Raw genomic sequence first — 23,958 nt, forward strand, 5'->3', positions numbered from 1 at the left:
CGCCCGGGCCCTGCCGGGGGCTCCCTACGGGTGGGTCATGCGCAGGACGTCCAGGGCCTCGTCCAGTTGTTCCAGGGTGAGGGCGCCGCGGTCGACGTAGCCGGCGTCGAGGACGACCTCGCGGATGGTCCGCCGCTCGGCAAGGGCTCGCTTCGCCACCTTCGCCGCCTCCTCGTACCCGATGTACTTGTTCAGCGGAGTGACCACGGACGGCGAGGACTCGGCGTACTCCCGCGCCCGCTCCCGGTGCGCGACCACCCCGTCGACCGTCCGGTCGGCGAGCAGCCGCGACGCGTTGGCGAGCAGCCGCACCGACTCGAGGACGTTCTTCGCGATGACCGGCAGCATCACGTTCAGCTCGAAGTTGCCCGCGGCCCCGGCGGTGGCCACGGTCGCGTCGTTACCCGTCACCTGCGCGGCCACCATCAGGACGGCCTCGGGGATCACGGGGTTGACCTTGCCGGGCATGATCGAGGAGCCGGGCTGGAGGTCGGGCAGGCTGATCTCGGCGAGCCCGGTGCGCGGCCCGGACGCCATCCACCGCAGGTCGTTCGAGATCTTCGTGAGGCCGACGGCGATGGTGCGCAGCTGGCCGCTGGTCTCGACGACGCCGTCGCGCGCGCCCTGTGCCTCGAAGTGGTCGCGGGCCTCGGTGAGCGGCAGCCCCGTGGACCGCGCGACCTCGGCGATGACGGCGGCGGAGAAGCCGGGCGGCGTGTTGATGCCGGTGCCCACGGCGGTTCCGCCGAGCGGCAGTTCGGCCAGGCGCGGCAGGGAGGACCGCAGCCGCTCGACGCCGTAGCGCACCTGCGCCGCGTAGCCGCCGAATTCCTGCCCAAGAGTGACGGGCGTGGCGTCCATCAGATGCGTACGCCCGGACTTGACGACGTCGGCGAACTCCGCGGCCTTGCGCTCCAGGGCGGCGGCCAGGTGTTCCAGGGCCGGGATCAGCTCGCCGGTGACGGCGGCCGTGGCGGCGATGTGGATCGAGGAGGGGAAGACGTCGTTGGACGACTGCGAGGCGTTGACGTGGTCGTTCGGGTGCACGTCGCGGCCGAGCCGCTCGGTGGCGAGCGTGGCGAGGACCTCGTTCGTGTTCATGTTGGACGAGGTGCCGGAGCCGGTCTGGAAGACGTCGACGGGGAAGTGGTCGTCCCAGCGGCCCTCGGCGACCTCGCGGGCCGCGTCCGCGATGGCGTCGGCGACGTCCTGGTCGAGCACGCCGAGCCGCGCGTTGACCTGCGCCGCCGCCGCCTTGATCTCGGCGAGCGCGGCGATGTGCGCCCGCTCGATGCGCTGTCCGGAGATCGGGAAGTTCTCCACGGCGCGCTGGGTCTGGGCGCGCCACTTGGCGCCCGCGGGGACCCGTACCTCGCCCATGGAGTCGTGCTCGATCCGGTACTCGCCGCTGCCGTTGCTGTCCGCGCCGCCGCTCATGGTCCGACTGTCCTTCCGTTCCGTATCGCCCGCAAGTGCCGCAAAGGCCGGGCAACTGCCTCGGAAAGTTGAGCTCTTGTCTTGTTCGGAGTATTCCCAAGACTCCTACCCACCAGTAAAAACCCTGGGTAACAGCAAACCGGGGAGGCGCAATGAAGCGCACGACACGCGTCGGACACGGCGGCGCGGGCCGCCTGCGAGCCACGGTCACCGCCGCCACGGCCCTGGCGGCCCTGCTCGGCGGCGCCCTGGCGGCCGCACCCGCCCACGCCGCGCCCGCGGGGCCCGGCGGCCCCGCGAGAACGGCCGTGCCGCTGCCGCAGGACCTGGAGAAGATCCGTGCGGCCGAGGCCACCAAGCTCTACGGAGACGCGGCCGAGCGCCCGCTCGCCGAGCGCAGGACCGGCCTGATCTCGCTCGGGGACAGCGAGATCAGCGGCGAGGGCATCGGCCGCTACGAGCCGGGCACGGACGGCCCGGACAACTGGTGCCACCGCTCGCCGGACGCCGCCGTCCACCGCACGGGCATCCCCGTCGACGTCACGTACAACGTCGCCTGCTCGGGGGCGACGACCGCGAACGTCCGCATCGGCGGGCAGCGGCAGTACGCCGACGAGCTGGTGCAGAGCGACAACCTCGCCATCAAGGCCCGCAACACCAGGATCAAGGCGATCATGCTGGTCATCGGCGCGAACGACGACCTCCAGTTCGCGCCCGTCATGACCGACTGCGTGACCCGCTACCTCACGCTCCAGGGCCCGTGCGCACCCAAGTACGCGGGCGGCTGGCAGGCCCGCGTCGACGCGCTCGTGCCCAAGGTCGAGCAGACGGTCCGCGACCTGCGCACCGTCATGAGCCAGGCCGGGTACTCCGGCACCGACTACAAGCTGGTCGTCATGGGCTATCCGAGCCCGATCGGCCCCGACTTCCGCGACAACCCGAACTTCCCGGGCAAGCTGGCCTGCGGCGGCCTCGGCTACGACTCCGACACCCAGTGGGGCCGCGACGAGGCCGTGCCCGCCTTCGAGCGCGGCATGCGCCGGGCCGCGCGGAGCGCCGGGGCCACCTACCTCGACAACTCCCGCCTCTTCCACGGCCACGAGGTCTGCACGGAGGACACCTGGGCGCGGGGCCTGTACGTCGAGCTGTCCAACCCCTTCCCGCCGGACTCCAACTCGGTGCGCCAGTCCTTCCACCCCAACGCCCGGGGTCACGCCGCCTTCGCGTCCTGCCTGACCCAGCTGTACGACTCCGGCTGGGACGAAGGCGGCTGCGCCGACCCGGCGAGCACGGGCAGCGCCAAGCTCCACAAGGGCGGCTGGGACGACGCGTTCGGGCCCCTGAAGAACGAGGCCACCGGCTCCTGCCTCGACGTCGACGCCTCCACCAGCCGCAACGGCACCAAGGTCCAGGGCTGGGACTGCACAGGCAACCGCAACCAGACCTGGTGGTACGACACCGAACAGCAGGCCCTGCGCACCGGCCTGACGCACGACCGCTGCGTGGACGTGCCCGAGGGCGCCTACAAGGAGGGTGCCGCCGTCACCCTCTGGAACTGCCACGGCGGCACCAACCAGAAGTTCGTCCGCCAGTCCGCGACCCTGCGCCCGGCCGCGGCGACCGGGCTCTGCCTGACCCTCGCGGGCGCCAAGGAGCCCCTGAGGCTCCAGAAGTGCACGGGGGCTGCGAGCCAGCGGTTCGCGTAACGTCTGCGGATCCGTAGGGGCTGGTCGCGCAGTTCCCCGCGCCCCTACGGGCGCTCCTCCTGCGGGGCGCTTTCCCTGCGGGGTGTAAGGGGCGGAGCCCCTTTACGGGACGGGCAGGGGCGGCGGGGGCGAAAACCGTTCTCCCCGCCGCCCGCAGCGCTACGCCAGCCCCGGCCCCCGTACCGGAATCGATGTGAACGTCGGCTCGGGGGCCGGGTTCTGGAAGAAGTCGTTGCCCTTGTCGTCGACGACGACGAACGCGGGGAAGTCCTCCACCTCGATCTTCCAGACGGCCTCCATGCCGAGCTCCTCGTACTCGACGACCTCGACCTTCTTGATGCAGTCCTGCGCGAGCCGCGCGGCGGGCCCGCCGATCGAGCCCAGGTAGAAGCCGCCGTGCGTGCCGCAGGCGTCGGTGACCTGCTGCGAGCGGTTGCCCTTGGCCAGCATGACCTTCGAGCCGCCCGCCGCCTGGAACTGCTCGACGTAGGAGTCCATGCGCCCGGCCGTGGTCGGCCCGAAGGAGCCGGAGGCGTAGCCCTCGGGGGTCTTCGCCGGACCCGCGTAGTACACCGGGTGGTCCTTCAGGTACTGCGGCATCTCCTCGCCCGCGTCGAGCCGCTCCTTGATCTTGGCGTGCGCGATGTCGCGGGCCACGACCAGCGGGCCGGTCAGCGAGAGCCGGGTCTTGACCGGGTACTTGGTCAGCTCGGCGAGGATCGCGTCCATGGGCTGGTTCAGGTCGATCTTCACGACCTCGCCCTCGTCCAGGTGGGCGTCCTCGGTCTCCGGCAGGAAGCGCGCCGGGTCCGTCTCCAGCTGCTCCAGGAAGACGCCCTCGGCGGTGATCTTCGCGAGGGCCTGGCGGTCGGCCGAGCAGGACACGGCGATCGCGACGGGGCAGGAGGCGCCGTGCCGGGGCAGGCGCACCACGCGCACGTCGTGGCAGAAGTACTTGCCGCCGAACTGCGCGCCGATGCCGATCTTCTGCGTCAGCTCGAAGACCTTCTCCTCCAGGTCCTTGTCCCGGAAGCCGTGGCCGAGGACCGAGCCCTCGTCGGGCAGCTCGTCCAGGTAGTGCGCGGAGGCGTACTTGGCGGTCTTCAGGGCGTACTCGGCGCTCGTGCCGCCGACGACGATCGCCAGGTGGTACGGCGGGCAGGCGGCCGTGCCGAGCGACCGGATCTTCTCTTCCAGGAACTTCATCATCGAGGCCTCGTTGAGGACGGCCTTCGTCTCCTGGTAGAGGAACGACTTGTTGGCGGAGCCGCCGCCCTTCGCCATGACCAGGAACTTGTACGCGCCGCCGTCGGTCGCGTAAAGCTCGATCTGCGCGGGCAGGTTGGAGCCGGTGTTCTTCTCCTCCCACATGGTGAGCGGAGCCATCTGCGAGTAGCGCAGGTTCAGGTTCTTGTACGCGTCGTAGACGCCGCGGCTCAGGGCCTCCTCGTCGCCGCCCTGCGTGAGCACGTTCTGCCCGCGCTTGCCCATGACGATGGCGGTGCCGGTGTCCTGGCACATGGGCAGCACGCCCGCGGCCGCGATGTTCGCGTTCTTCAGCAGGTCCAGGGCGACGAACTTGTCGTTGGCCGAGGCCTCGGGGTCGTCGACGATCCGGCGCAGCTGGGCCAGGTGCGCGGGCCGCAGGAAGTGCTGGATGTCGTGGATGGCCTCCTCGGCCAGCTTGCGCAGCGCCTCCGGCTCGACCTTGAGGAAGGTGCGCCCGTCGGCCTCGAAGGTGGAGACACCCTCGGAGGTCACCAGCCGGTACGGGGTGGTGTCCTCTCCCAGCGGGAGCAGATCGGAGTACGCAAACTCTGGCATGACGCCCAATTCCTCACTTGGCAGACAGCGCGGCGCTCGCCTCCATTGGCGGCACCCGTCCAGCGTAGAACGGGTGGGGAGCGGGGTGCTGGTGAGGTAAGGCTCACTTGGGCGCGGGCCCGCGCGGGACGGAGACGGGCCGACAGGGGGTAGTCGCGATCTATCGCGTCTGGGTAGTCTGGGGCCGTGGACCTAGAGAAGCGCTCTTCGACACCTCCGGCCGAGGCGCCGTCACGCACGGCGACGCCGCACCTCAGGGCCTCGGACGCCGACCGGGAGCGGGCCGCCGAGGTCCTCGCGGACGCGCTCGCCACGGGCCGCATCGACCCGCAGGAGCACAGCGAGCGGCTCGACCGCGTCTATGCGGCGAAGACCCTCGCCGAGATCGAGCCCCAGCTCGCGGACCTGCCCGATCCCGAAGGGCCCGGCGGCGGCGCGTCGTTCACGGAGGTCCCCGCGCGCCCCTCGCCCGGCGCGATCCCCGAGAGCGCCGACGACACGCTGTACGGGGTCTTCAGCGACGTGGTCCGCAGGGGCCGCTGGAGCCCCGGCCGCCGCACGCACGCGTACGCCGTCTTCGGCGACGTGGTCGTCGACCTCAGCGAGGCGGTGTTCCAGCACCGGCAGGTCGTCGTCAGGGGCTTCGCCCTCTTCGGTGACGTCAAGGTCCGCGTCCCGGAGAACGTGTCGCTGCGCGGCCGCGGCACCGCCGTCTTCGGCACCTTCGAAGTGGACACCCTCGCCTCCGCGGACCGTGACGCTCCGGTGGTCTTCGTGGAGGGCCTCGCCGTCTTCGGCGACCTCACGGCCCGTCCCCGGCGCGGCAAGCTCATTCGCGACCTGCGCGGCTTGCTGCGCAAGCGCCTGCAGGGCTGAGCGCGCCGCCGTACGCCCCGCGCGTCCGGCGGCGCCACGGCGACGGCATGTTTCGGCCAGGCGAACTCGGTATCAGGAACCGGAACTTCCGTGCACCGGGACACAGTGCATAGGCCCGCACACAGCGGGTAGAGCTTCGGGCATCGTCTCTCGCTCGCGAAGCCGTCGTCAGGAGTAGACCGTGCTGCAACCGACGCATCAGTCCCTGCAGGTCGCCACCCCGACCGATGGGGCCTCCCCTGCACGAGCGCAGCCGAGTGCGTGGGGAAAGGTGCCAGTGCGGGAGCGGGACCAGGACAACCCATGGCACTCCGATGCCGTCTGCCGCCGCGACGAGGCCGGTCTCTTCTTCGCCCCGTCCAAGGAGCCCACCGCCGCGCGCCTCTCCCGCGAGGAGGCCGCGAAGCGGGTCTGCGCGCGCTGTCCGGTGATGGTGGAGTGCCGCGAGCACGCCCTGCTGCAGCCGGAGCCGTACGGCGTGTGGGGCGGCCTGACCGCCGCCGAGCGCCGCGTGGTCCTCGCCCGGCGCCGCCGGCGCGACCTGGAGCTCAAGAAGGCGGCCCGCGCGGCGACCGGCCCGGTCGCGGCCGCGGGCTAGCACCCGCATCCCCGGCCAGGGCCGGGACTCGGGGCACGTACGGCAGCAGGCACGTACGGGCACGTACGACAACGGGGGCGCTCCCCGCACGGAGCGCCCCCGTCGTCTGCGCGCGGCCGGCTGCCGCGCCCGGTGGGTCTACTTCGCCCGCTCGAAGTCGATCGCGCTGTAGGCGCGCAGCTTCGCCAGGCGGTGATCGGAGTCGATCTTCCGGATCGTGCCGGACTTGGAGCGCATGACCAGGGACTGGGTCGAGGCCATCTCGGCGCCGTAGCGCACGCCGCGCAGCAGCTCGCCGTCGGTGATGCCGGTCGCGACGAAGAACACGTTCTCGCCGCTGACCAGGTCGTTCGTGGTGAGCGTGCGGTCCAGGTCGTGGCCCGCGTCGAGCGCGCGCTGCCTCTCCTCGTCGTCCTTGGGCCACAGCTTGCCCTGGATGACGCCGCCCAGGCACTTGATGGCGCAGGCGCTGATGATGCCCTCGGGGGTGCCGCCGACGCCCATGAGCAGGTCGACGCCGGTGCCCTCGCGCACGGCCATGACCGAACCGGCCACGTCGCCGTCCGAAATGAACTTGATGCGCGCGCCGGTCTCGCGGATCTCCTTGACGATGCCCTCGTGCCGGGGCCGGTCCAGGATGACGACCGTGACGTCCTCGGGGGAGGACTTCTTGGCCTTGGCGACGCGGCGGATGTTCACCGACACCGGGGCGTTGATGTCCACGTAGTCGGCGGCCTCGGGGCCGGTGACCAGCTTGTCCATGTAGAAGACGGCGGACGGGTCGAACATGGTGCCGCGGTCGGCGGCGGCGAGCACGGCGATCGCGTTCGGCATGCCCTTGGCAGTGAGCGTGGTGCCGTCGATCGGGTCGACGGCGATGTCGACCTCGGCGCCGGTGCCGTCGCCGATGCGCTCGCCGTTGAAGAGCATCGGCGCCTCGTCCTTCTCGCCCTCGCCGATGACGACGACGCCGTTCATCGAGACGGTGTGGACGAGGGTCCGCATGGCCCGCACGGCCGCGCCGTCCGCGCCGTTCTTGTCGCCGCGGCCGACCCAGCGGCCCGCGGCCATGGCGGCGGCCTCGGTGACCCGGACCAGCTCCAGGGCGAGGTTGCGGTCGGGGGCCTCCGGGGAGACCTCCAATTCGGAGGGCAAATGGTGATGCTCGGTCATCGAGGCGCACCTTTCTGATACGGAATAAAAACTCCGCCCGAAGGGCGTCCCTGGAAGGGTGGTGGTGGGAGACGGGCGGGCGGCCGGATGAGGGTGATGCCTCGACTCTATCCGCAGGTCGACAAAGTGAGCAGAGGGCCCCACGCATGAGCGGACCGGCGGCAGGGGAGGGGGCGTGCGAGAGCCCCGCCGGGGACCTGCGACGATGGGGGCGTGGCAGGCAGAACTGGCAAGCAGACCGTGCGCAACATGCTGCTCTCGTTGGCCGTCATCGGCCTCGTCGTAGCGGCGATCTACGTCTTCATCCCCCACGACGAGTCCACGGACCCGGTCGAGCGGGTCGACTACCGCGTCGAACTCCTGACGGCCCGGCGGGCGGCGCCGTACCCGGTGGCGGCCCCCAAGGGCCTGCCCGAGTCCTGGAAGCCCACCTCCGTCCGGTACAACGGCGCGGCCCACGACAAGTGGCACCTGGGCTTCCTCGACCCGGCCGGCGAGTACGTGGCCATCAAGCAGTCCACCGGCAAGCCGTCCGAGTTCATCGACGAGGCCACGCAGCAGGCCCGGAAGACGGACGCGACGGAGAAGATCGCGGGCAAGACGTGGCAGCGCTACAAGGGCACGCGCTACGACGCGCTCGTGCTGCGGGACAAGGGCGCCACGACCGTGGTGCTCGGCACGGCCTCGTTCGACCAGCTGTCGACGATGGTGGAGTCCCTGGAGATGAAGCGGACGCCGGTGGAGCCGGTGAAGGCGGGCTGACCTCCCGCGTGCTTCCGTAACCCGATTCTCCTCTTCGACGCCAGAGGCCCCCGGCACGGTGCCGGGGGCCTCTGGCGTGCGCCACGGGAGTGCCGTGCGCGCGGGGAGTCGCTCAGACGGTCTTGATGACCTGGTCGAACTCCAGGCGCGGGGAGCGCGGGAACCAGGCGTCCTCGCCCGGCTTGCCGATGTTGATGACCATCAGCGGGGTGTGGTCGTCGTCCAGGAACTCCTTCTGCACGCCCGCGAAGTCGAGCCCGGTCATCGGGCCCGCGGCGAGGCCCGCGGCGCGGATGCCGACGATGAAGTACGCGGCCTGCAGCGCGGCGTTCAGGCCCGCGGCCTGCTCACGGGCGGGGCGCTCGGCGAAGAAGACGTCCTTGGCCTGCGGGAAGTGCGGGAAGAGGTGCGGCAGCTCCTCGTGGAACTCGTTGTCCGCCGACAGGATCGCGACGAGCGGGGCCGTCAGGGTCTTGGGGCGGTTGCCCTCGGCCATGTGCTGCACGAGCCGCTCACGGGCCTCCGGCGTACGCACCAGGGTCACGCGCAGCGGCGACTGGTTGAACGCGGTCGGGCCGTACTTGACCAGGTCGTAGATGGCCTGGATCTGCTCGTCGGTGACGGGCTCGTCGGTGAAGGTGTTGGCGGTGCGGGCCTCGCGGAAGAGCAGGTCCTGGGCGGCGGGGTCAAGAACGAGGGACATCTGAGTCAGCCTTCTCAATCTCAATGCGTCGTCGTACGGGGGGCCGTACGTCAGGGGCGGGGACGTGAGGATGACCTTACTCCAGTGAGGTTCAACCTTCAACTAAAGTAGGGGCGGGGTGAGCTACGCAACATTCGGGGCGGGGTGGGGCGGCTCCCCGGGGCCGGGCGTCGGCGCGGGGCGCCGACCCTCTTCGGCCGGGGCCCGGCGGGGCCCCGTGGATCGCGAGGCCGGGAGGGGGGCCTCGGTCCTCTTCCGCCCCCGGGAGCCGGGGGCCGGAGCCTTGGGCCGTGGGGCCGGGCGCCTGCCCCCTCGGGAGGGAGGCCGGGCCTCTCGGGCGGGCGGCCGGGCCGCTCAGTCCTCTTCGGCCAGCGCGGCGTCCAGCCGGGCCCGGGCGCCCTCCAGCCAGCGCCGGCACACCGCCGCCAGCTCCTCGCCCCGCTCCCACAGGGCGAGGGACTCCTCCAGGGAGGTGCCCCCGGCCTCCAGGCGGCGCACCACCTCGATGAGCTCGTCCCGCGCCTGCTCGTAGCCGAGCGCGCCCGCCGTCCCGGCGGCTTCGTCCGTCTTGCTGGTCATGCGCCCACCCTAGATGTCGACCCGTACGGGGAAATCGCCTTCGGCGACCCGCGCGCGCAGCGCTTCGCCGTCCGTCACCTCGTCCGCCGCCCGGACGACCGCGCCGTCCTGCTTCTGCAGCACCGCGTACCCCCGCTGGAGCGTGGCCTTGGGGGAGAGCGCCACCACGCGCGCGTGCGTGTGGGTCAGCTCCGAGTCCGCGCGGTCCAGGAGGTGCCCGAGCGTGCGCCGGGCCCGGTCCACATACGCCGTGACCTGCTCCTCGCGCTCCTCGACCATGCGGTGCGGCTGCTCCATGCAGGGCCGGGCGAGGGCGTGCGCGAGGCCCCGCTCCTCGCGCTCCAGGAACGCCACCACGCTGCGCCGGGCCCGCTCCCGCAGGAACGCGACCCGCTCCAGCTCCTCGCCGACGTCCGGTACGACCTTCTTCGCGGCGTCGGTCGGCGTCGAGGCGCGCAGGTCCGCCACGTGGTCGAGGAGGGGGTTGTCCGGCTCGTGGCCGATCGCCGACACGACCGGCGTACGGCACGCGGCGACCGTCCGCACCAGCTGCTCGTCCGAGAACGGCAGGAGGTCCTCCACGCTGCCGCCGCCGCGCGCCACGATGATCACGTCGACCTCGGCGAGCTCGTCGAGCTCCTTGACGGCCTGCACCACCTGCGGCACCGCGTGCACGCCCTGCACCGCCACGTTGCGCACCTCGAAGCGGACGGCGGGCCAGCGGTGCCTGGCGTTCTCCAGGACGTCGCGCTCGGCGGCCGACGCGCGGCCGCAGACCAGGCCGATCAGCTGCGGCAGGAACGGCAGCGGCCGCTTGCGGTCGGCGGCGAACAGGCCCTCCCCGGCGAGCGTCTTCTTCAGCTGCTCAAGCCGGGCGAGCAGCTCGCCGACCCCGACCGGCCTTATCTCCGCCGCCCGCAGGGACAGCTGACCGCGCGGCGCGTACCACTCCGGCTTGGCGTGGACGACGACGCGGGCGCCCTCCGAGACGACGTCCGCGACCGCGTCGAACACCTGGCGGTAGCACGTGACGCTCACCGAGATGTCGTGCGACGGGTCGCGCAGCGTCAGGAAGACCACGCCCGCGCCGGGGCGCCGGGACAGCTGAGTGATCTGCCCCTCGACCCACACGGCGCCGAGCCGGTCGATCCAGCCGCCGATGAGGCGCGACACCTCGCCCACGGGGAGGGGGGTGTCGGCGGACGTATTGAGACCCATGACGCCCGAGACTAGCCGCCACGGCTGACAGTGCCGCCGCTCCGCGACGGGCCGGGGTCCTTCGCCGCTCCGCGGCGTGCTCGCCCACCCGCCTGTCCGTGTCTTCCCGGCCTTGTCGGCACGGGCCGTGTCCCCGCCGCTCCGCGGCGCTACCCCGCGTCCGGCGCGCCCCTCCGGGTGCCCTGCACCGCCAGCACCACGAGCCCCACCACCAGCCAGATCCCGCCCACCACCTGGGCCGTGCCCGACGCCTCCTTGATGACCGCGATGACGATCGCCGCGCCCAGGACCGGCACGAGGAGGTGCCGCCACCAGCTCACCGGGCCTCCCTGGCGCCGCACCACGAACCAGCCCACCACGCTCGCGTGCAGCAGGGCGAAGGCCGTCAGGGCGCCGATGTCGACGACCGAGACCAAGTGGTCCATGCCGTCGTCGCGGCGTGCGGCCCACACCGCCGCGGCCATGGTCACCGTCGCCGCGCACAGCAGGGCCACCCGCGGAGTGCCGGACTCCGTACGGGACAGGAGCCGGGGCAGGCGCCGCCCCCGGCTCATCGCGAAGAGCAGCCGGCCCGCCGCGGCCTGCCCGGCGAGCGCCGCGAAGGCCGCGCCGATGGCCTTGCTCACCGCCACCAGGTCGTGCAGCCAGGAGCCGACGGAGGCCTCCACGGCCGAGTAGAAGGCGGAACCCTGGTCATTGGGGTGCGCGGCCAGGTCGGCGGAGGACACCGGGGTCAACAGGGCCACCAGATAGGTCTGCGCGACGAACAGGACACCCGTCAGGGCCAGACAGAACAGGACCGCCCGCGCCACCTTCGCCGAGCCCCCGGTGACCTCCTCCGCGAACGAGGCGATCGCGTCGAAGCCCAGGTAGGACAGGACCGCCACGGACACCGCGCCCACCACCGCGGAGAGGGCGAACGCCCCCTGCGTACCGTCGCCCGAAAGGGGCGAGAGCCAGCCCCGCTCCGCGCCGTCGCGCGCGAGGACCACGATCGCGGACACCACGAAGACCACCAGGACCACGATCTCCATGGCGAGGACCGCGAAGCCGACCCGCGCGGCGGGACGTACGCCCCACAGGTTCAGGGCGGTCGTCACGACCACCGCGATCGCCGTCCACACCCACCGGGACACCTCCGGCACCAGCTCGTGCATGGCGATCCCGGAGAAGAGGTACGCGACGGCCGGGATCAGCAGGTAGTCCAGCATCGCCATCCAGCCCGCGATGAATCCCGCGCCGTTGCCGAGGCCCACGCGCGCGTACGCGAAGACCGAGCCCGCCTGGGGCACCACCCGCACCATCTGCGCGTAGCTGAAGGCGGTGAACGCCATGGCGACCGTCGCCACGACGTACACCAGCGCCACCGCGCCGTGCGACTTGGCGTCCAGGGTGCCGAAGACGCCGACGGGCGCCATGGGGGCGATGAAGAGGAGTCCGTAGACGACGAGGTCGCGGAAGCCCAGGCTGCGCCGCAGGCCCTCACCCTCGGTCCCGGTCCCGGTCGCGGTCCCGGTCGTGGCGGACCCTCGGTCCCCGTCGGACGGCGGGTGCGCATTCGTGTGGTGGGCGGACATCGTGCCTCCGGGTGCCTGACGCTGATCGCACACTTGGCTCCCAGTCTCCCCACACAGGCGATCTTTGACCTCTCGTACGCGGCCTTACGATGGGCCTATGACTGCAACGCCTGGCTCCCGCCGTGTCCTGCTCGCCGCTCCCCGTGGCTACTGCGCGGGCGTGGACCGTGCCGTGATCGCCGTCGAGAAGGCCCTGGAGCAGTACGGGGCCCCGATCTACGTCCGCCACGAGATCGTCCACAACAAGTACGTCGTGCAGACCCTGGAGAAGAAGGGCGCGATCTTCGTCGACCAGGTGGACGAGGTGCCCGAGGGGTCCATCGTGATGTTCTCCGCGCACGGCGTCGCGCCGACCGTGCACGAGGAGGCCGCCGAGCGGAAGCTCGCCACGATCGACGCGACCTGCCCGCTGGTCACCAAGGTCCACAAGGAAGCGGTCCGGTTCGCCAAGGAGGACTTCGACATCCTCCTGATCGGCCACGAGGGGCACGAGGAAGTCATCGGCACCTCCGGCGAGGCCCCCGACCACATCACACTGGTCGACGGCCCGGACGACGTGGCGAACGTCGAGGTCCGCGACCCGGACCGGGTCGTCTGGCTCTCCCAGACCACGCTCTCCGTCGACGAGACGATGGAGACGGTCGGCGCTCTGAAGAGCAAGTTCCCGAACCTGCTCTCGCCGCCCAGCGACGACATCTGCTACGCCACGCAGAACCGCCAGACGGCGGTCAAGAAGCTCGCCGAGGACGCGGACCTCGTCATCGTCGTCGGCTCCAAGAACTCCTCGAACTCGATCCGCATGGTCGAGGTCGCCCTGGAGGCGGGCGTGCCCGCCTCGTACCTGGTGGACAACGCGGGCGAGATCGACGAGGCCTGGCTGGAGGGCGTGACCACGGTCGGCCTCACCTCGGGCGCGTCCGTCCCGGACGTCCTGGTGGACGGCGTCATCGAGTGGCTGGCCGAGCGCGGGTACGCGGACGTGGAGACGGTGAAGACGGCCGACGAGTCGATCACGTTCTCGCTGCCCAAGGAGCTCCGCCGCGACCTGCGCACCGAGGCCGCGGAGCTGTCCGGGAAGAAGTGACCACCGCGTCACTGTCGGTCCGTCGTCGTACGGTGGGGCCATGCAGATCTTCGGTGTGGACATCGGCGGATCCGGGATCAAGGGCGCTCCCGTGGACCTGGACCGCGGAGACCTGGCGCGGGAGCGGCACAAGGTCCTGACGCCGCACCCGGCCACGCCCGAGGGCGTGGTGGCGCGCGTGTGCGAGGTCGTCGAGCACTTCGGCTGGTCGGGCCCGGTCGGTGCCACCTTCCCCGGTGTCATCACCGACGGCACGGCCCGCACGGCGGCGAACGTGGACAAGAGCTGGATCGGCACGGACATCCGCGGCCTGATCGCCGACCGGCTCGGCGGCGTCCCGGTCACCGTTCTGAACGACGCGGACGCGGCGGGCGTCGCCGAGATGCACTTCGGCGCGGGCCGCGGCCGGACCGGCACGGTCATCGTGCTCACCCTCGGCACGGGCATCGGCAGCGCCGTCTTCACCGGCGGCCGCCTCGTGCCGAACACGGAGCTCGGCCATCTGGAGCTGCACGGCCACGACGCGGAGAAGCGCGCCTCCTCCAAGGCCCGCGAGGACGAGGACCTGACCTGGGAGCACTGGGCCCGCCGCGTGCAGAAGTACCTGGCGCACGTGGAGATGCTGTTCTCGCCCGAGGCGTTCATCATCGGCGGCGGCGTCAGCCGCAAGGCCCACAAGTTCCTGCCCCTGATCGAGGGCGTCCGGGCCGAGCTGATCCCGGCGAAGCTGCAGAACAACGCCGGGATCGTGGGGGCGGCCATGGCCGCGAAGGCCGCCGCCGGGGACTAGGGCCTGTCCGATGTGTCGGCGCGGCGTCGCGCGGGCCTTCACCGCACCGCGCGTCCGTCCTCACACGCCGGACGGGCTGATCCTGTCCCGCTCGGCGGGCCGTGGGGCGCGGCCGCCCGGGCGCGGCGGGCGCTGCTCCTTGCGCTGGGCCCGGCGGCGCCCCATCAGGCGCAGCTTGCGTACGGTCACGATCACCCCGGCGACCAGCGTGCCGCCGTACAGCCAGCCCGCGTGCAGGGCCAGTGAGGTGAGCAGGCCCATGACGTGGCCGCCGAAGCCGCCGGTGCCCTCGGCGATGGGCAGCACCCCGGCCGCGAAGGCGATCGGCACGACGACGGGCGCGGTGACCAGGTCCGCGGGCCGCACCCACAGCGCGGTGAGCGCGCTGACCGGCAGGAACAGCACTCCGTACGCGACCACCGAGCTGCCGAAGAGCAGCCGCAGCAGGCACGCGAACAGCAGCATGACGACGGCCGCGAACAGGCCGCTGCCGAGCCCGGTGAGGCGCGGGTTCGGCATCCGGCGCAGCTTGCGGTACAGCGGCATCCGGCTCAGGGCCCGGTACACCGGGTTCCTGCGCAGGATCCGGGCGAGCGGGGACGAGGCGCCGGGAGGCCGGGAGGCGGCCCGGTAGACCGTCGCCGACTCCGTGGGGCTGCCCTGCCCGGGCAGGGGCGCGGCGGGGCGCGGCCTGGCGCGCGGGGGACGGGTCCTGTGTTGCTCCACCGCACCAACCTAGGTCGGCCCGGGGGCGGAACCGGGACTGGGACACGCGTTTTGGCCGAGCTTGGTCCGGCGTTCGACGCTGAGGCGGTACGCGGGCGGGGCACGGGGCCCTGCACACCGTAGACTGGTGGATCGTGCCCCGGGCAGTGCGGGGCCGGTGAGGGACCACCGCGGGCCCCGGACGGAGCCCCCGGGCGACGGGGACGGCGAGCGCAGCGGCCGACCCAGCGGTCCGCCCGCGCGGCCCTCGCACAGCCCCAGCCAAGACCCCACTCCTCACGTACGGGAAGTCGCAACGTGTCGCTCACGATCGGAATCGTCGGTCTGCCCAACGTCGGCAAGTCGACCCTGTTCAACGCCCTGACCAAGAACGACGTCCTTGCGGCCAACTACCCGTTCGCGACGATCGAGCCGAACGTGGGCGTGGTCGGTGTCCCCGACACCCGCCTGGACAAGCTCGCCGAGATCTTCGGCTCCCAGAAGGTCCTCCCGGCGACCGTCGACTTCGTGGACATCGCCGGCATCGTGCGCGGCGCCAGCGAGGGCGAGGGCCTGGGCAACAAGTTCCTGGCGAACATCCGCGAGTCCGACGCGATCTGCCAGGTCATCCGCGCCTTCGCGGACGAGAACGTCGTCCACGTCGACGGCAAGGTCTCGCCCAAAGACGACATCGAGACGATCAACACCGAGCTGATCCTCGCCGACCTCCAGACGATCGAGAAGGTCCTGCCGCGCCTCCAGAAGGAGTCGCGCATCAAGAAGGACATCGCGCCGAAGGTCAAGGCCGTCGAGGAGGCCAAGGAGATCCTGGAGAAGGGCGACACGCTCTTCTCCGCGGGCATCGTCCAGGGCTCGGGCAACGAGGAACTCCTGCACGACCTGCACCTCCTCACCACCAAGCCCTTCCTCTACGTCTTCAACGTCGACGAGGACGAGCTGACCGACGACGCCTTCAAGGCCGAGCAGCGCGCCCTGGTCGCCCCCGCCGAGGCGATCTTCCTCAACGCCAAGCTGGAGGCCGACCTCGCCGAGCTGGACGAGGACGACGCCCTGGAGCTCCTCCAGTCCGTCGGCGCCGAGGAGCCCGGCCTCGCCACCCTCGCCCGCGTCGGCTTCGACACCCTCGGCCTCCAGACCTACCTGACGGCAGGCCCCAAGGAATCCCGCGCCTGGACCATCAAGAAGGGCGCCACGGCCCCCGAGGCGGCCGGTGTCATCCACACCGACTTCCAGAAGGGCTTCATCAAGGCCGAGGTCATCTCCTTCGCCGACCTGGTCGAAACGGGCTCGGTGGCCGACGCCCGCGCCGCGGGCAAGGCCCGCATGGAGGGCAAGGAGTATGTGATGCAGGACGGGGATGTGGTGGAGTTCCGCTTCAACGTCTGATCCGTTCCATTGGCTCCATGCTGACTGACCTGGCGAACATGCAGGTCAGAAGGGATCGCTTCTTCGCGGAGGCGATCCCTTCGGCGTGCCGGTACCGGATGGGCCCCGGGTTCCTGGCGCAGACTTGGGCGGCCGAGCGTTGAGGCGTGACGATGGAGAGAGCCCCCTCAATCGCCCTTCTTCATGTAGTACTGCAAGTGTGCTGGAAACACGGTACCCATGAAGTCCACATCCTCCGGAGTGAGGCCGGGCGGCAAAGTGATGCCAGCTTTTCGGCCGCTGGGAACAGAGATTTCGAAGGACGTTGTCGCCGTCGGCTTTTCCCTGACCTGTGGCTCGACCCGTGGCCCGGGCCTGGGTGTGCGGTGAGGGGCATTCGTTGACGTGGGACGTTGCCGTGGCTGGGCAGGTGCCTCCCAATTTTCCGGGTCCTTCAGGAATTCCATAAGAGACGGTACGGACTTGCGGAAGTTCGAGCCGTATTTATCGAGCGTCCGGGCGTCATACCTAGATGCGTTCGCCCTTCGGAAGTTATGGATCGCAGATTCGACGTTCAGTTCTGTGAGGTCGTAGCTCTCCCACTGTGCACCGAGCGAGGAGAGGACAGCCCTGCAGGCCGTCCTGTAGACGCCGGCCGTGGAGGGCTTCATTCGCCCGGTTCGTCCAGCCCAATTCCAAAATTCAACCAAGGAGCGGCCGTCCGGCTTGAAGCTCATTCTGCTCATGGCGCAAGAAGTTACATGTGTGGATAGGCTTTTGGGGGCCATATGGGAGAAGTGACGGTTGGGGAGTGAATCCAAGACCTCAAGGAGGGCGGATTGTCCATGATGGTGAAATTTGCCCCTTAGGGGTGTCGGGGCAGCGGTGTGTCATCCACCCCTCTGTGTAGAGAGGTGCCGCAGGCAAGCACGCTGTTCTGGGTGGTAGCGAACAAGCTGGTCCTGGGCGAGCCGACTTCGAGCATGCCGTATATCGCCGCGCCGCAATGTGGTGGATGGATTCCTGCGACGCCGGGGCATGCTGGATGAGACCGTTGCTCGTCGGCATTCCGTAGATCAGGGCCTTGGGCTGTTCGTTCTGTTGCAGCGTCTGAACCCGAGGTTCGTCCATCGTGCATGCCCGGGGCGGTGCCCTGTTGACGCCCCGGCCCCTCGTGCCCACCGTGGTGCGGTATGGGTGACGACGATCTCTGTTTCCTGGACGCGGTGGAGCTCGCGCGGATGGTGCGGGTGGGGGAGGTGTCCGCTCGGGAGGTGGTGGGGGCGCATCTGGGGCGGGTGGAGCGGGTGAATCCCGGGGTGAATGCCGTGGTCTCCGTGGAGGGTGAGAGGGCGCTCGCGGCGGCCGGGCTGGCGGATGAGCGGCTGGCCGGGGGTGCGGACGTGGGGCCGTTGCACGGGTTGCCGGTGGCGTTCAAGGACACGCATCTGACGCGGGGGACGCGGACCACGCTGGGGTCGAGGGTGTTCGCCGAGTGGGTGCCGGACGAGGACGAGCTGGTCGTGGCGCGGATGCGGGCGGCGGGGGCCGTGGGCTTCGGCAAGACCAACGTGCCGGAGTTCGGGGCCGGGTCGCACACCTTCAACGCCGTGTTCGGCGTGACGCGCAACCCCTATGACCTCGGACGCTCCGCGGGCGGCAGCAGCGGCGGAGCGGCGGCCGCGCTCGCGGCGGGGCTCCAGCCGCTCGCGGACGGCAGCGACATGGGCGGCTCGCTGCGCAACCCGGCCTCCTTCTGCAACGTCGTGGGGCTGCGGCCGACACCGGGCCGCGTGCCGTCGTACCCGGCGGCGAACGCGTGGGACAGCCTGACCGTGCCGGGGCCCATGGGGCGTACGGTCGCCGACGTGGCGCTGCTGCTGTCCGTCATCGCCGGGCCGGATCCGCGCTGCCCGCTGTCGCTCGACACCCCGCCCGCCGCCTCGTTCCGGGCGCCGCTGGAGGGCGACACCCGGGGACTGCGGGTCGCGTGGGCGCCGGACCTGGGCGGCCGGGTGCCGGTCGAGTCCGACGTACGGGACGTACTGGACCGGCAGGGCGCGGTGTTCGAGGCCCTTGGCTGGCGGGTCGAGGAGGACTGCCCGGACCTGGACGGGGCCGACGCCGTCTTCCGTACGCTGCGTGCGCTGGCCTTCCTGCTGGGGCCGGGGCCGCTCCTCGACGAGCACCGCGAGCTGCTCAAGGCGAGCGTGGTGTGGAACATCGAGGAGGGCCGGAAGCTGACCGGCGCCGACCTCGCGGCGGCCACGGCCGGGCACACCCGCATCCTGCGCGCGGCCGCCGGGTTCTTCGAGCGGTACGACGTGCTGCTCGCGCCCGTGAGCCAGGTCGCGCCGTTCCCGGTGGAGTGGGAGTACCCGCGGGTCGTGGACGGGCAGGCGCAGGAGACGTACGTCGACTGGATGCGGTCGGCGTCGTACGTGTCGCTGCTCGGCGGGCCCGCTCTCGCCGTGCCCGCCGGGTTCACCCAGGCCGGGCTTCCGGTCGGGATCCAGATCGTGGGGCCGCCCCGGGCCGAGCGGGCCGTCCTGGAGGTGGGGGCGGCCTTCGAGGCCGCGACGGGGTGGGGGCGTCGGCGGCCCGCGCTGTGAACAGGGGCGCGGCCCCCGCCCGGAAGGGGGCGGGGGCCGCGGCGCGTGCGGGGGCTAGCCGAGGACGAGCAGGGTGGCGAGGCCGGGGCCGAAGGCGCCGCCGAGCTGGTAGCTGAGGGCGAACAGGCCGATCGCGGTGGGGCGCTGGGCGTCCGTGGTGGCCGAGGCGGCCTGCACGGAGAGCGTCGCGTTGGCGCCCGTCGCGGCGAAGGCCGCCGCGCCCGCGGCCAGCAGGAGCAGGGCGCCCGAGGTGGCGAAGGCCGCGGTGACGGCCGCCGTCACGCCCACGGTGATCAGGACCGTGCGCACCGCCGCGCGCCCCATGCGGACCGAGCCCGCGGCGAGCAGCCAGGACGCGGCCGACGCGATGAGCAGGGTGACCAGCTGGCCGGTGCCGATGGTGCCGGTGGTCCAGCCCGCACGGTCCTGGAGCAGCCGCGGCACGGTGAACAGGAGCGTGAAGTACGAGGTGGACAGGGCCGCGCCGAGCACCGCGGAGGTCACGAAGAGCGGGGAGCGCAGGAGGCGGGCCGGGACGAAGCCCTCGGGGCGGCGGCGGACGTGCGCGGCGAGGAGCACCACGGCGACCAGGGCGCCCCCGAGCGCGGGCAGCGGCGCGGTCGGCAGCAGGATCAGGGTCGTGGCGAGCGCGATGAGGAGCGCGGCGCCGCGGGCGTCGAAGCGGCCCTGGGCGGGCGGTGTCTGTCCGGCGTAGCGGGCGACCGCCGGTACGGCGACGACCGCGACCGCCGAGACCGCGAGTGCGAGCCGCCACGACACGGCGTCGGTGAGCGTCGCGCCGAGCAGCGGCCCGGCGGCGCCGAGGATGCCGAAGCCGGAGCTGATCACGCCCATGCGGCGGGCGTTGCCCGCGAGGTTCATCGCGATGGCGACCAGGCCCGCGCCGCCGAGGGACTGCGCGGCGCGGCCGGCCAGGGCCACGGGCAGCCAGGGCGCGGCGGTGACGAGCGCGGTGCCGCCGAGGACGAGGGCCGTGCTCAGCCGCAGCACCGGGGCCAGGCCGCGGCGGCGCAGGAGTCCGGCGAGCAGCGGGGTGCCCGCCGCCATGGCCCAGGCGAAGGCGGTGACCAGCCAGGTCGCCGTGGCCGTGGCGACGCCGAGGGAGCGTGCCATGTCCGGCAGGATGAGCACCGGCGCGTTGGCCCCGGCGGCGACGGGCGCGGCGAGCAGCGCCAGCCAGCCGATGGGGACCTGGCCGGAGCGGGCCGGTGCGGTGGCCTTGGCGGCGGGGCGCGGGGCGGCCTTGCCGAGGGCGGTGACGGTGGACATGGGAACCCCCTGAAGCGAATGGTGTGCGGCGGCCGGTGCCGGACCGTCGTGACGACGCGGTACCGGACCGTCGGGTCGGGCTGTTGTGCCGAGGCCGGGTCGACCGTGGTGTCGGACCCTCGGGTCGGGCCGTGCTGTCGGCGCCGGGTCGGGCTGTTGTGCCGAGGCCGGGTCGGGCCGTGGTGTCGAGGCCAGGCCAGGTCGAGCCGGACCGTGGTCGTCGTGTCGAGGCCGGGTCGGACCGTCGGGTCGGGCTGTTGTGCCGAGGCCGGGTCGGGCCGTCGTGGCGAGGTCAGGCCAGGTCGAGCCGGACCGTGGTCGTCGTGTCGAGGCCGGGTCGGGCCGTGGTGTCGAGGCCAGGTCGAGCCGGACCGTGGTGTCGGAGCGTCGGGTCAGACCGTCGTGACGACGTCGTCGTACGGCAGGCGGGGCGAGCGCGGGAACCAGGCGTCCGGGCCGGGCCTGCCGATGTTGACGACCATCAGCGGCTCGTGGTCGTCGTCCAGGAACTCCGCGCGCAGGCCCGCCGCGTCGTACCCGGTCATCGGCCCGGCGGCGAGCCCCGCGGCGCGTACGCCGACGATGAAGTACGCGGCCTGGAGGGTCCCGTTGAGCAGGGCGGACCGCTCGCGCACCGCGCGCTCGGAGAAGTACGTGCGGCCGGCGTCGGGCGCGTGCGGCACCAGGCGCGGCATCTCCTCGTGGAACTCGTGGTCCGTGGCGAGGATCGCGACGAGCGGGGCGGTGGCGGTCTTGGCGCGGTTGCCCTCGTCCATGTGCGTCAGGAGCCGCTCGCGCCCCTGCGGGGTGCGGACGAGCACCACGCGCAGCGGCGACTGGTTGAACGCGGTCGGGCCGTACTTGATCAGGTCGTAGACGGCCTGGACCTGCTCGTCGGTGACCGGCTCGTCGGTGAAGGTGTTGGCGGTGCGGGCCTCGCGGAAGAGCAGGTCCTGGGCGTGGGGGGCGAGGGCGAGCGCGGCCCGGGCGTGGGCGGCGAGCGCGGGCTGGGCGTGGGCGGCGGGGGCGGGCTGGGCGACGGCGGACATCGGGTGCTCCTTCATTCTCTTCGCGTTCGTTCTCTTCGTGCTCGTCTTCTGAGCAGTGAGAGTTTCAACGTTGAGATAAAAGCACGCGGGTTCGTTCAGCGTCAAGTGTCTTAACATTGAGAAGTCGTCCGTTGAGAGAGCAGAAGCGAAGGAGAGTGGGTCCGCATGAGTGACGCCGTGGACGCGATCGTCGGGCAGTGGGAGAAGGAGCGGCCCGAGCTGACCGACGCCCTGTGGCCGGTGCAGTTGATCGCCAGGGTGCAGCGCATGCACCGGCTGCTCGACCGGGAGGCGAAGGCGTTCCACGCCCGGCACGGGGTGGAGACCGGCGAGTTCGACGTCCTCACCACGCTGCGCCGCTCCGGGCCGCCGTACGCCCTGACCGCGGGCGCCTTCCTCAAGGCCGCCATGGTGACCTCGGGTGCGATCACCAACCGCATCGACCGCATGGAGGCCAAAGGTCTGGTCCAGCGCGTCCGGGACGCCACCGACCGCCGGACCGTCAGGATTCAGCTCACCGAGCGCGGCAAGGAACTCACGGACACACTCATGGTCGAGCACCTGGAGAACTACGACCGGCTCCTCGACGGCCTCGACCGCGACGAGGTCCTGCGCGCGGGTGAGCTGCTCCGCAAGTTCCTGGAGCTGCACGGCGACACGTCGATCACGTAGTCGGCCAAGGGGTGCGCGCCGACGGGCGGGCGGGCCTTCGCGGGCCCGCCCGGCGGCACCTTTCGGCCATGACCCGCACATGGCGATCGTGTTACGTCCGAACGCCACCCTTGTGCGTCCCTTGGGGATCCGACAACCTTTCGACGGCGACAGAGAGTTGACCACTGATCAACTCGGCGTAGACATGCCGCCACTGCATTGTCATGCCCCTGTCGCATCCCCCACAGGCGCACCACCGATCGAGGAGGACCCCTCAGATGGCAGTGACGCGTCACAGTCGACGAAGACTGACAGGTGCAGGCCCTCTCGCACTGACCGCCGCCACGGCGGTCGCCCTGGGCGTCGTGTCCGCTCTCCCGGCGGCCGCGCAGCCGAGCGGCGCGGAAGGCAGGATCCAGTACGCGGGCGCCCCCGGCTCCGTCGCGAACAGCTACATCGTCACGCTCGACGAGGACGCCGCGAAGGCGGATTCGGCCAAGGGCCGCGCCCTGGCGACGAAGCACGGCGCGGAGATCGAGCGGACGTACAAGAAGGTGCTCAACGGCTACGAGGTCCATGCCTCGGAGGCGGAGGCGAAGAAGCTCGCCGCCGACCCGGCCGTCACCTCCGTCGTGCAGAACCGCACCTACAAGGTCGCAGGGACCCAGCCCAACCCGCCGTCGTGGGGCTTGGACCGCATCGACCAGCGCAACCTCCCCCTCGATCAGAAGTACACGTATCCGGACAAGGCCGGTGAGGGCGCCACCGTCTACATCATCGACACCGGCGTCCGGAAGAGCCACCAGGACTTCGGCGGCCGTGCCGCCGACGGCTACGACGCCGTCGACAACGACAACGTCGCGCAGGACGGCCACGGCCACGGCACGCACGTCGCCGGCACCGTCGGCGGCACCGCGCACGGCGTCGCCAAGAAGGCGAAGATCGTCGGTGTCCGCGTGCTCAACAACCAGGGCTCCGGCACCACCGCCCAGGTCGTCGCGGGCATCGACTGGGTGACCAAGAACGCCGTCAAGCCCGCCGTCGCCAACATGAGCCTCGGCGGCCCGGCCGACAGCGCGCTCGACACGGCCGTGCGCAACTCCATCGCGGCGGGCATCACCTACGCCGTCGCGGCGGGCAACGAGACCACCAACGCCTCGACCCGCTCGCCCGCACGCGTCACCGAGGCCATCACCGTCGGCGCCACCACCAACACCGACGCCAAGGCCAGCTACTCCAACTTCGGCACCGTCCTGGACCTGTTCGCGCCCGGCTCCAGCATCACGTCGACGTGGAACACCAACGACACGGCGACCAACACCATCTCCGGCACGTCGATGGCCTCGCCGCACGTCGCGGGCGCCGCCGCCCTGTACGTCGCCGAGAACCCCGCGGCGACCCCGGCCCAGGTCTCCCAGGCCCTGGTCAGCGCGGCAACGCCGAACGTCGTCGGCAGCCCCGGCACCGGCTCGCCCAACCGCCTGCTGTACGTGGGCGGGGGCGGCACCAACCCGCCGGGACCGAAGTTCGAGAACGGCGCGGACTTCTCCATCACCGACAACTCCTCCGTGGAGTCCCCGATCACGGTCTCCGGCGTCCCGGGCAACGCCCCGTCGACGCTGAGCGTGCCGGTCGCCATCAAGCACACGTACGTCGGTGACCTGAAGATCGAGCTCGTGGCTCCCGACACCACGGCGTACGTCCTCAAGGACTTCGGCGTGGGCGGCAGTTCGGACGACATCAACACCGCGTACACGGTCAACGCCTCCTCCGAGACCGCCAACGGCACCTGGAAGCTCCGGGTGACCGACAACGCGAACCAGGACGAGGGCACCCTGGACAGCTGGGGCCTGCAGTTCTGAGCCCCACCGGCCCGTAGCGGTGACATGGGCCAGTGACGTGAGTCAGTGACATGAGCAGTAGCCTCGCCCCCGTGGT

Annotated in this window: 22 protein-coding genes; 11 read left to right on the forward strand and 11 right to left on the reverse strand. The window is 71.6% G+C overall.

All coding sequences use genetic code 11. The features are described from left to right. Positions 1–24: 24 nt before the first annotated feature. Positions 25–1,437, reverse strand: a complete 1,413-nt coding sequence (locus tag MQV74_RS26450; RefSeq protein ID WP_242722146.1) for a class II fumarate hydratase — start codon at positions 1,435–1,437, stop codon at positions 25–27. 152 nt (positions 1,438–1,589) lie between these two features. Here MQV74_RS26450 and MQV74_RS26455 point away from each other — a divergent pair, with 152 nt between their 5' ends. After that, a complete protein-coding gene (locus MQV74_RS26455) occupies positions 1,590–3,143 on the forward strand; it encodes a ricin-type beta-trefoil lectin domain protein (protein WP_242722149.1) in 1,554 nt (517 codons plus the stop codon). A 159-nt stretch (positions 3,144–3,302) separates the two neighbouring features. Here MQV74_RS26455 and MQV74_RS26460 read toward each other — a convergent pair whose 3' ends face one another. Then, complete coding sequence (locus tag MQV74_RS26460; RefSeq protein ID WP_242722152.1) at positions 3,303–4,967, reverse strand: fumarate hydratase; 1,665 nt, start codon at positions 4,965–4,967, stop codon at positions 3,303–3,305. Between the two features lie 186 nt (positions 4,968–5,153). On the opposite strand from MQV74_RS26460, the gene MQV74_RS26465 reads away from it, so the two are divergent. Then, the gene (locus tag MQV74_RS26465) at positions 5,154–5,843 is read left to right on the forward strand and encodes a DUF1707 SHOCT-like domain-containing protein (protein ID WP_242722155.1); all 690 of its coding nucleotides are present in this window, start codon (positions 5,154–5,156) and stop codon (positions 5,841–5,843) included. Between the two features lie 181 nt (positions 5,844–6,024). Beyond that, complete coding sequence (locus MQV74_RS26470; protein ID WP_374120697.1) at positions 6,025–6,441, forward strand: WhiB family transcriptional regulator; 417 nt, start codon at positions 6,025–6,027, stop codon at positions 6,439–6,441. 138 nt (positions 6,442–6,579) lie between these two features. Here the strand turns inward: MQV74_RS26470 and glpX are convergent, their stop codons facing one another. Further along, positions 6,580–7,614, reverse strand: a complete 1,035-nt coding sequence (glpX, locus tag MQV74_RS26475; protein WP_242722174.1) for a class II fructose-bisphosphatase — start codon at positions 7,612–7,614, stop codon at positions 6,580–6,582. A gap of 213 nt (positions 7,615–7,827) precedes the next feature. Between glpX and MQV74_RS26480 the strand changes: the two genes are divergently transcribed. Beyond that, complete coding sequence (locus MQV74_RS26480; protein WP_242722177.1) at positions 7,828–8,376, forward strand: DUF4245 domain-containing protein; 549 nt, start codon at positions 7,828–7,830, stop codon at positions 8,374–8,376. A gap of 112 nt (positions 8,377–8,488) precedes the next feature. Here MQV74_RS26480 and MQV74_RS26485 read toward each other — a convergent pair whose 3' ends face one another. The 4 genes from MQV74_RS26485 to MQV74_RS26500 form a co-directional block, all read right to left on the reverse strand. Further along, positions 8,489–9,079 carry a malonic semialdehyde reductase gene (locus MQV74_RS26485; RefSeq protein ID WP_242722180.1) on the reverse strand — a complete coding sequence of 197 codons (591 nt, stop codon included), beginning with the start codon at positions 9,077–9,079 and terminating at the stop codon, positions 8,489–8,491. A gap of 354 nt (positions 9,080–9,433) precedes the next feature. Next, complete coding sequence (locus tag MQV74_RS26490; protein ID WP_138961577.1) at positions 9,434–9,658, reverse strand: exodeoxyribonuclease VII small subunit; 225 nt, start codon at positions 9,656–9,658, stop codon at positions 9,434–9,436. Between the two features lie 9 nt (positions 9,659–9,667). Continuing rightward, on the reverse strand, positions 9,668–10,876 hold the full coding sequence (xseA, locus tag MQV74_RS26495; protein ID WP_242722199.1) for an exodeoxyribonuclease VII large subunit: 1,209 nt from the start codon (positions 10,874–10,876) through the stop codon (positions 9,668–9,670). A gap of 149 nt (positions 10,877–11,025) precedes the next feature. Beyond that, entirely contained in the window at positions 11,026–12,453 is a 1,428-nt protein-coding gene (locus MQV74_RS26500) for an APC family permease (RefSeq protein WP_242722254.1), read from the reverse strand. Positions 12,454–12,550: 97 nt separating this feature from the next. On the opposite strand from MQV74_RS26500, the gene MQV74_RS26505 reads away from it, so the two are divergent. After that, the gene (locus MQV74_RS26505) at positions 12,551–13,537 is read left to right on the forward strand and encodes a 4-hydroxy-3-methylbut-2-enyl diphosphate reductase (RefSeq protein ID WP_242722257.1); all 987 of its coding nucleotides are present in this window, start codon (positions 12,551–12,553) and stop codon (positions 13,535–13,537) included. Between the two features lie 40 nt (positions 13,538–13,577). Further along, a complete protein-coding gene (ppgK, locus tag MQV74_RS26510) occupies positions 13,578–14,327 on the forward strand; it encodes a polyphosphate--glucose phosphotransferase (protein ID WP_242722260.1) in 750 nt (249 codons plus the stop codon). Between the two features lie 60 nt (positions 14,328–14,387). Here the strand turns inward: ppgK and MQV74_RS26515 are convergent, their stop codons facing one another. Beyond that, a complete protein-coding gene (locus MQV74_RS26515; protein WP_242722263.1) occupies positions 14,388–15,053 on the reverse strand; it encodes a DUF6542 domain-containing protein in 666 nt (221 codons plus the stop codon). Between the two features lie 297 nt (positions 15,054–15,350). Between MQV74_RS26515 and ychF the strand changes: the two genes are divergently transcribed. Continuing rightward, positions 15,351–16,439 (forward strand): redox-regulated ATPase YchF, encoded by a 1,089-nt coding sequence (gene ychF, locus MQV74_RS26520; RefSeq protein ID WP_242722278.1) that lies wholly within the window; start codon positions 15,351–15,353, stop codon positions 16,437–16,439. Positions 16,440–16,456: 17 nt separating this feature from the next. Further along, positions 16,457–16,582, forward strand: coding sequence for a hypothetical protein (locus tag MQV74_RS40890; RefSeq protein ID WP_278194223.1), 126 nt, complete (start codon positions 16,457–16,459; stop codon positions 16,580–16,582). Between the two features lie 24 nt (positions 16,583–16,606). Here MQV74_RS40890 and MQV74_RS26525 read toward each other — a convergent pair whose 3' ends face one another. After that, a complete protein-coding gene (locus tag MQV74_RS26525; protein WP_242722281.1) occupies positions 16,607–17,164 on the reverse strand; it encodes a hypothetical protein in 558 nt (185 codons plus the stop codon). 447 nt (positions 17,165–17,611) lie between these two features. On the opposite strand from MQV74_RS26525, the gene MQV74_RS26530 reads away from it, so the two are divergent. After that, positions 17,612–19,030: an amidase gene (locus MQV74_RS26530; RefSeq protein ID WP_242722283.1), complete on the forward strand. Its 1,419-nt coding sequence runs from the start codon at positions 17,612–17,614 to the stop codon at positions 19,028–19,030. Between the two features lie 54 nt (positions 19,031–19,084). Here the strand turns inward: MQV74_RS26530 and MQV74_RS26535 are convergent, their stop codons facing one another. Continuing rightward, complete coding sequence (locus tag MQV74_RS26535) at positions 19,085–20,320, reverse strand: MFS transporter (protein ID WP_242722286.1); 1,236 nt, start codon at positions 20,318–20,320, stop codon at positions 19,085–19,087. A 392-nt stretch (positions 20,321–20,712) separates the two neighbouring features. Next, positions 20,713–21,369, reverse strand: a complete 657-nt coding sequence (locus MQV74_RS26540; RefSeq protein WP_242722291.1) for a malonic semialdehyde reductase — start codon at positions 21,367–21,369, stop codon at positions 20,713–20,715. A gap of 165 nt (positions 21,370–21,534) precedes the next feature. Here MQV74_RS26540 and MQV74_RS26545 point away from each other — a divergent pair, with 165 nt between their 5' ends. After that, positions 21,535–22,041: a MarR family winged helix-turn-helix transcriptional regulator gene (locus MQV74_RS26545; protein ID WP_242722294.1), complete on the forward strand. Its 507-nt coding sequence runs from the start codon at positions 21,535–21,537 to the stop codon at positions 22,039–22,041. 257 nt (positions 22,042–22,298) lie between these two features. Further along, the gene (locus tag MQV74_RS26550) at positions 22,299–23,882 is read left to right on the forward strand and encodes a S8 family peptidase (RefSeq protein ID WP_242722297.1); all 1,584 of its coding nucleotides are present in this window, start codon (positions 22,299–22,301) and stop codon (positions 23,880–23,882) included. Positions 23,883–23,958 lie beyond the last annotated feature (76 nt).

This window comes from Streptomyces sp. AN091965, assembly GCF_022698285.1.
GTDB lineage: Bacteria > Actinomycetota > Actinomycetes > Streptomycetales > Streptomycetaceae > Streptomyces.

What these genes read in the sequence shown, in the direction of transcription:
- MQV74_RS26450 (WP_242722146.1), bottom strand. Translation starts at nt 1,437, where the DNA reads ATGAGCGGCGGCGCGGACAGCAACGGCAGCGGCGAGTACCGGATCGAG.
- MQV74_RS26455 (WP_242722149.1), top strand. Translation starts at nt 1,590, where the DNA reads ATGAAGCGCACGACACGCGTCGGACACGGCGGCGCGGGCCGCCTGCGA.
- MQV74_RS26460 (WP_242722152.1), bottom strand. Translation starts at nt 4,967, where the DNA reads ATGCCAGAGTTTGCGTACTCCGATCTGCTCCCGCTGGGAGAGGACACC.
- glpX (WP_242722174.1), bottom strand. Translation starts at nt 7,614, where the DNA reads ATGACCGAGCATCACCATTTGCCCTCCGAATTGGAGGTCTCCCCGGAG.
- MQV74_RS26485 (WP_242722180.1), bottom strand. Translation starts at nt 9,079, where the DNA reads ATGTCCCTCGTTCTTGACCCCGCCGCCCAGGACCTGCTCTTCCGCGAG.
- MQV74_RS26490 (WP_138961577.1), bottom strand. Translation starts at nt 9,658, where the DNA reads ATGACCAGCAAGACGGACGAAGCCGCCGGGACGGCGGGCGCGCTCGGC.
- xseA (WP_242722199.1), bottom strand. Translation starts at nt 10,876, where the DNA reads ATGGGTCTCAATACGTCCGCCGACACCCCCCTCCCCGTGGGCGAGGTG.
- MQV74_RS26500 (WP_242722254.1), bottom strand. Translation starts at nt 12,453, where the DNA reads ATGTCCGCCCACCACACGAATGCGCACCCGCCGTCCGACGGGGACCGA.
- MQV74_RS26505 (WP_242722257.1), top strand. Translation starts at nt 12,551, where the DNA reads ATGACTGCAACGCCTGGCTCCCGCCGTGTCCTGCTCGCCGCTCCCCGT.
- ppgK (WP_242722260.1), top strand. Translation starts at nt 13,578, where the DNA reads ATGCAGATCTTCGGTGTGGACATCGGCGGATCCGGGATCAAGGGCGCT.
- MQV74_RS40890 (WP_278194223.1), top strand. Translation starts at nt 16,457, where the DNA reads ATGCTGACTGACCTGGCGAACATGCAGGTCAGAAGGGATCGCTTCTTC.
- MQV74_RS26525 (WP_242722281.1), bottom strand. Translation starts at nt 17,164, where the DNA reads ATGAGCAGAATGAGCTTCAAGCCGGACGGCCGCTCCTTGGTTGAATTT.
- MQV74_RS26530 (WP_242722283.1), top strand. Translation starts at nt 17,612, where the DNA reads ATGGGTGACGACGATCTCTGTTTCCTGGACGCGGTGGAGCTCGCGCGG.
- MQV74_RS26535 (WP_242722286.1), bottom strand. Translation starts at nt 20,320, where the DNA reads ATGTCCACCGTCACCGCCCTCGGCAAGGCCGCCCCGCGCCCCGCCGCC.
- MQV74_RS26540 (WP_242722291.1), bottom strand. Translation starts at nt 21,369, where the DNA reads ATGTCCGCCGTCGCCCAGCCCGCCCCCGCCGCCCACGCCCAGCCCGCG.
- MQV74_RS26545 (WP_242722294.1), top strand. Translation starts at nt 21,535, where the DNA reads ATGAGTGACGCCGTGGACGCGATCGTCGGGCAGTGGGAGAAGGAGCGG.
- MQV74_RS26550 (WP_242722297.1), top strand. Translation starts at nt 22,299, where the DNA reads ATGGCAGTGACGCGTCACAGTCGACGAAGACTGACAGGTGCAGGCCCT.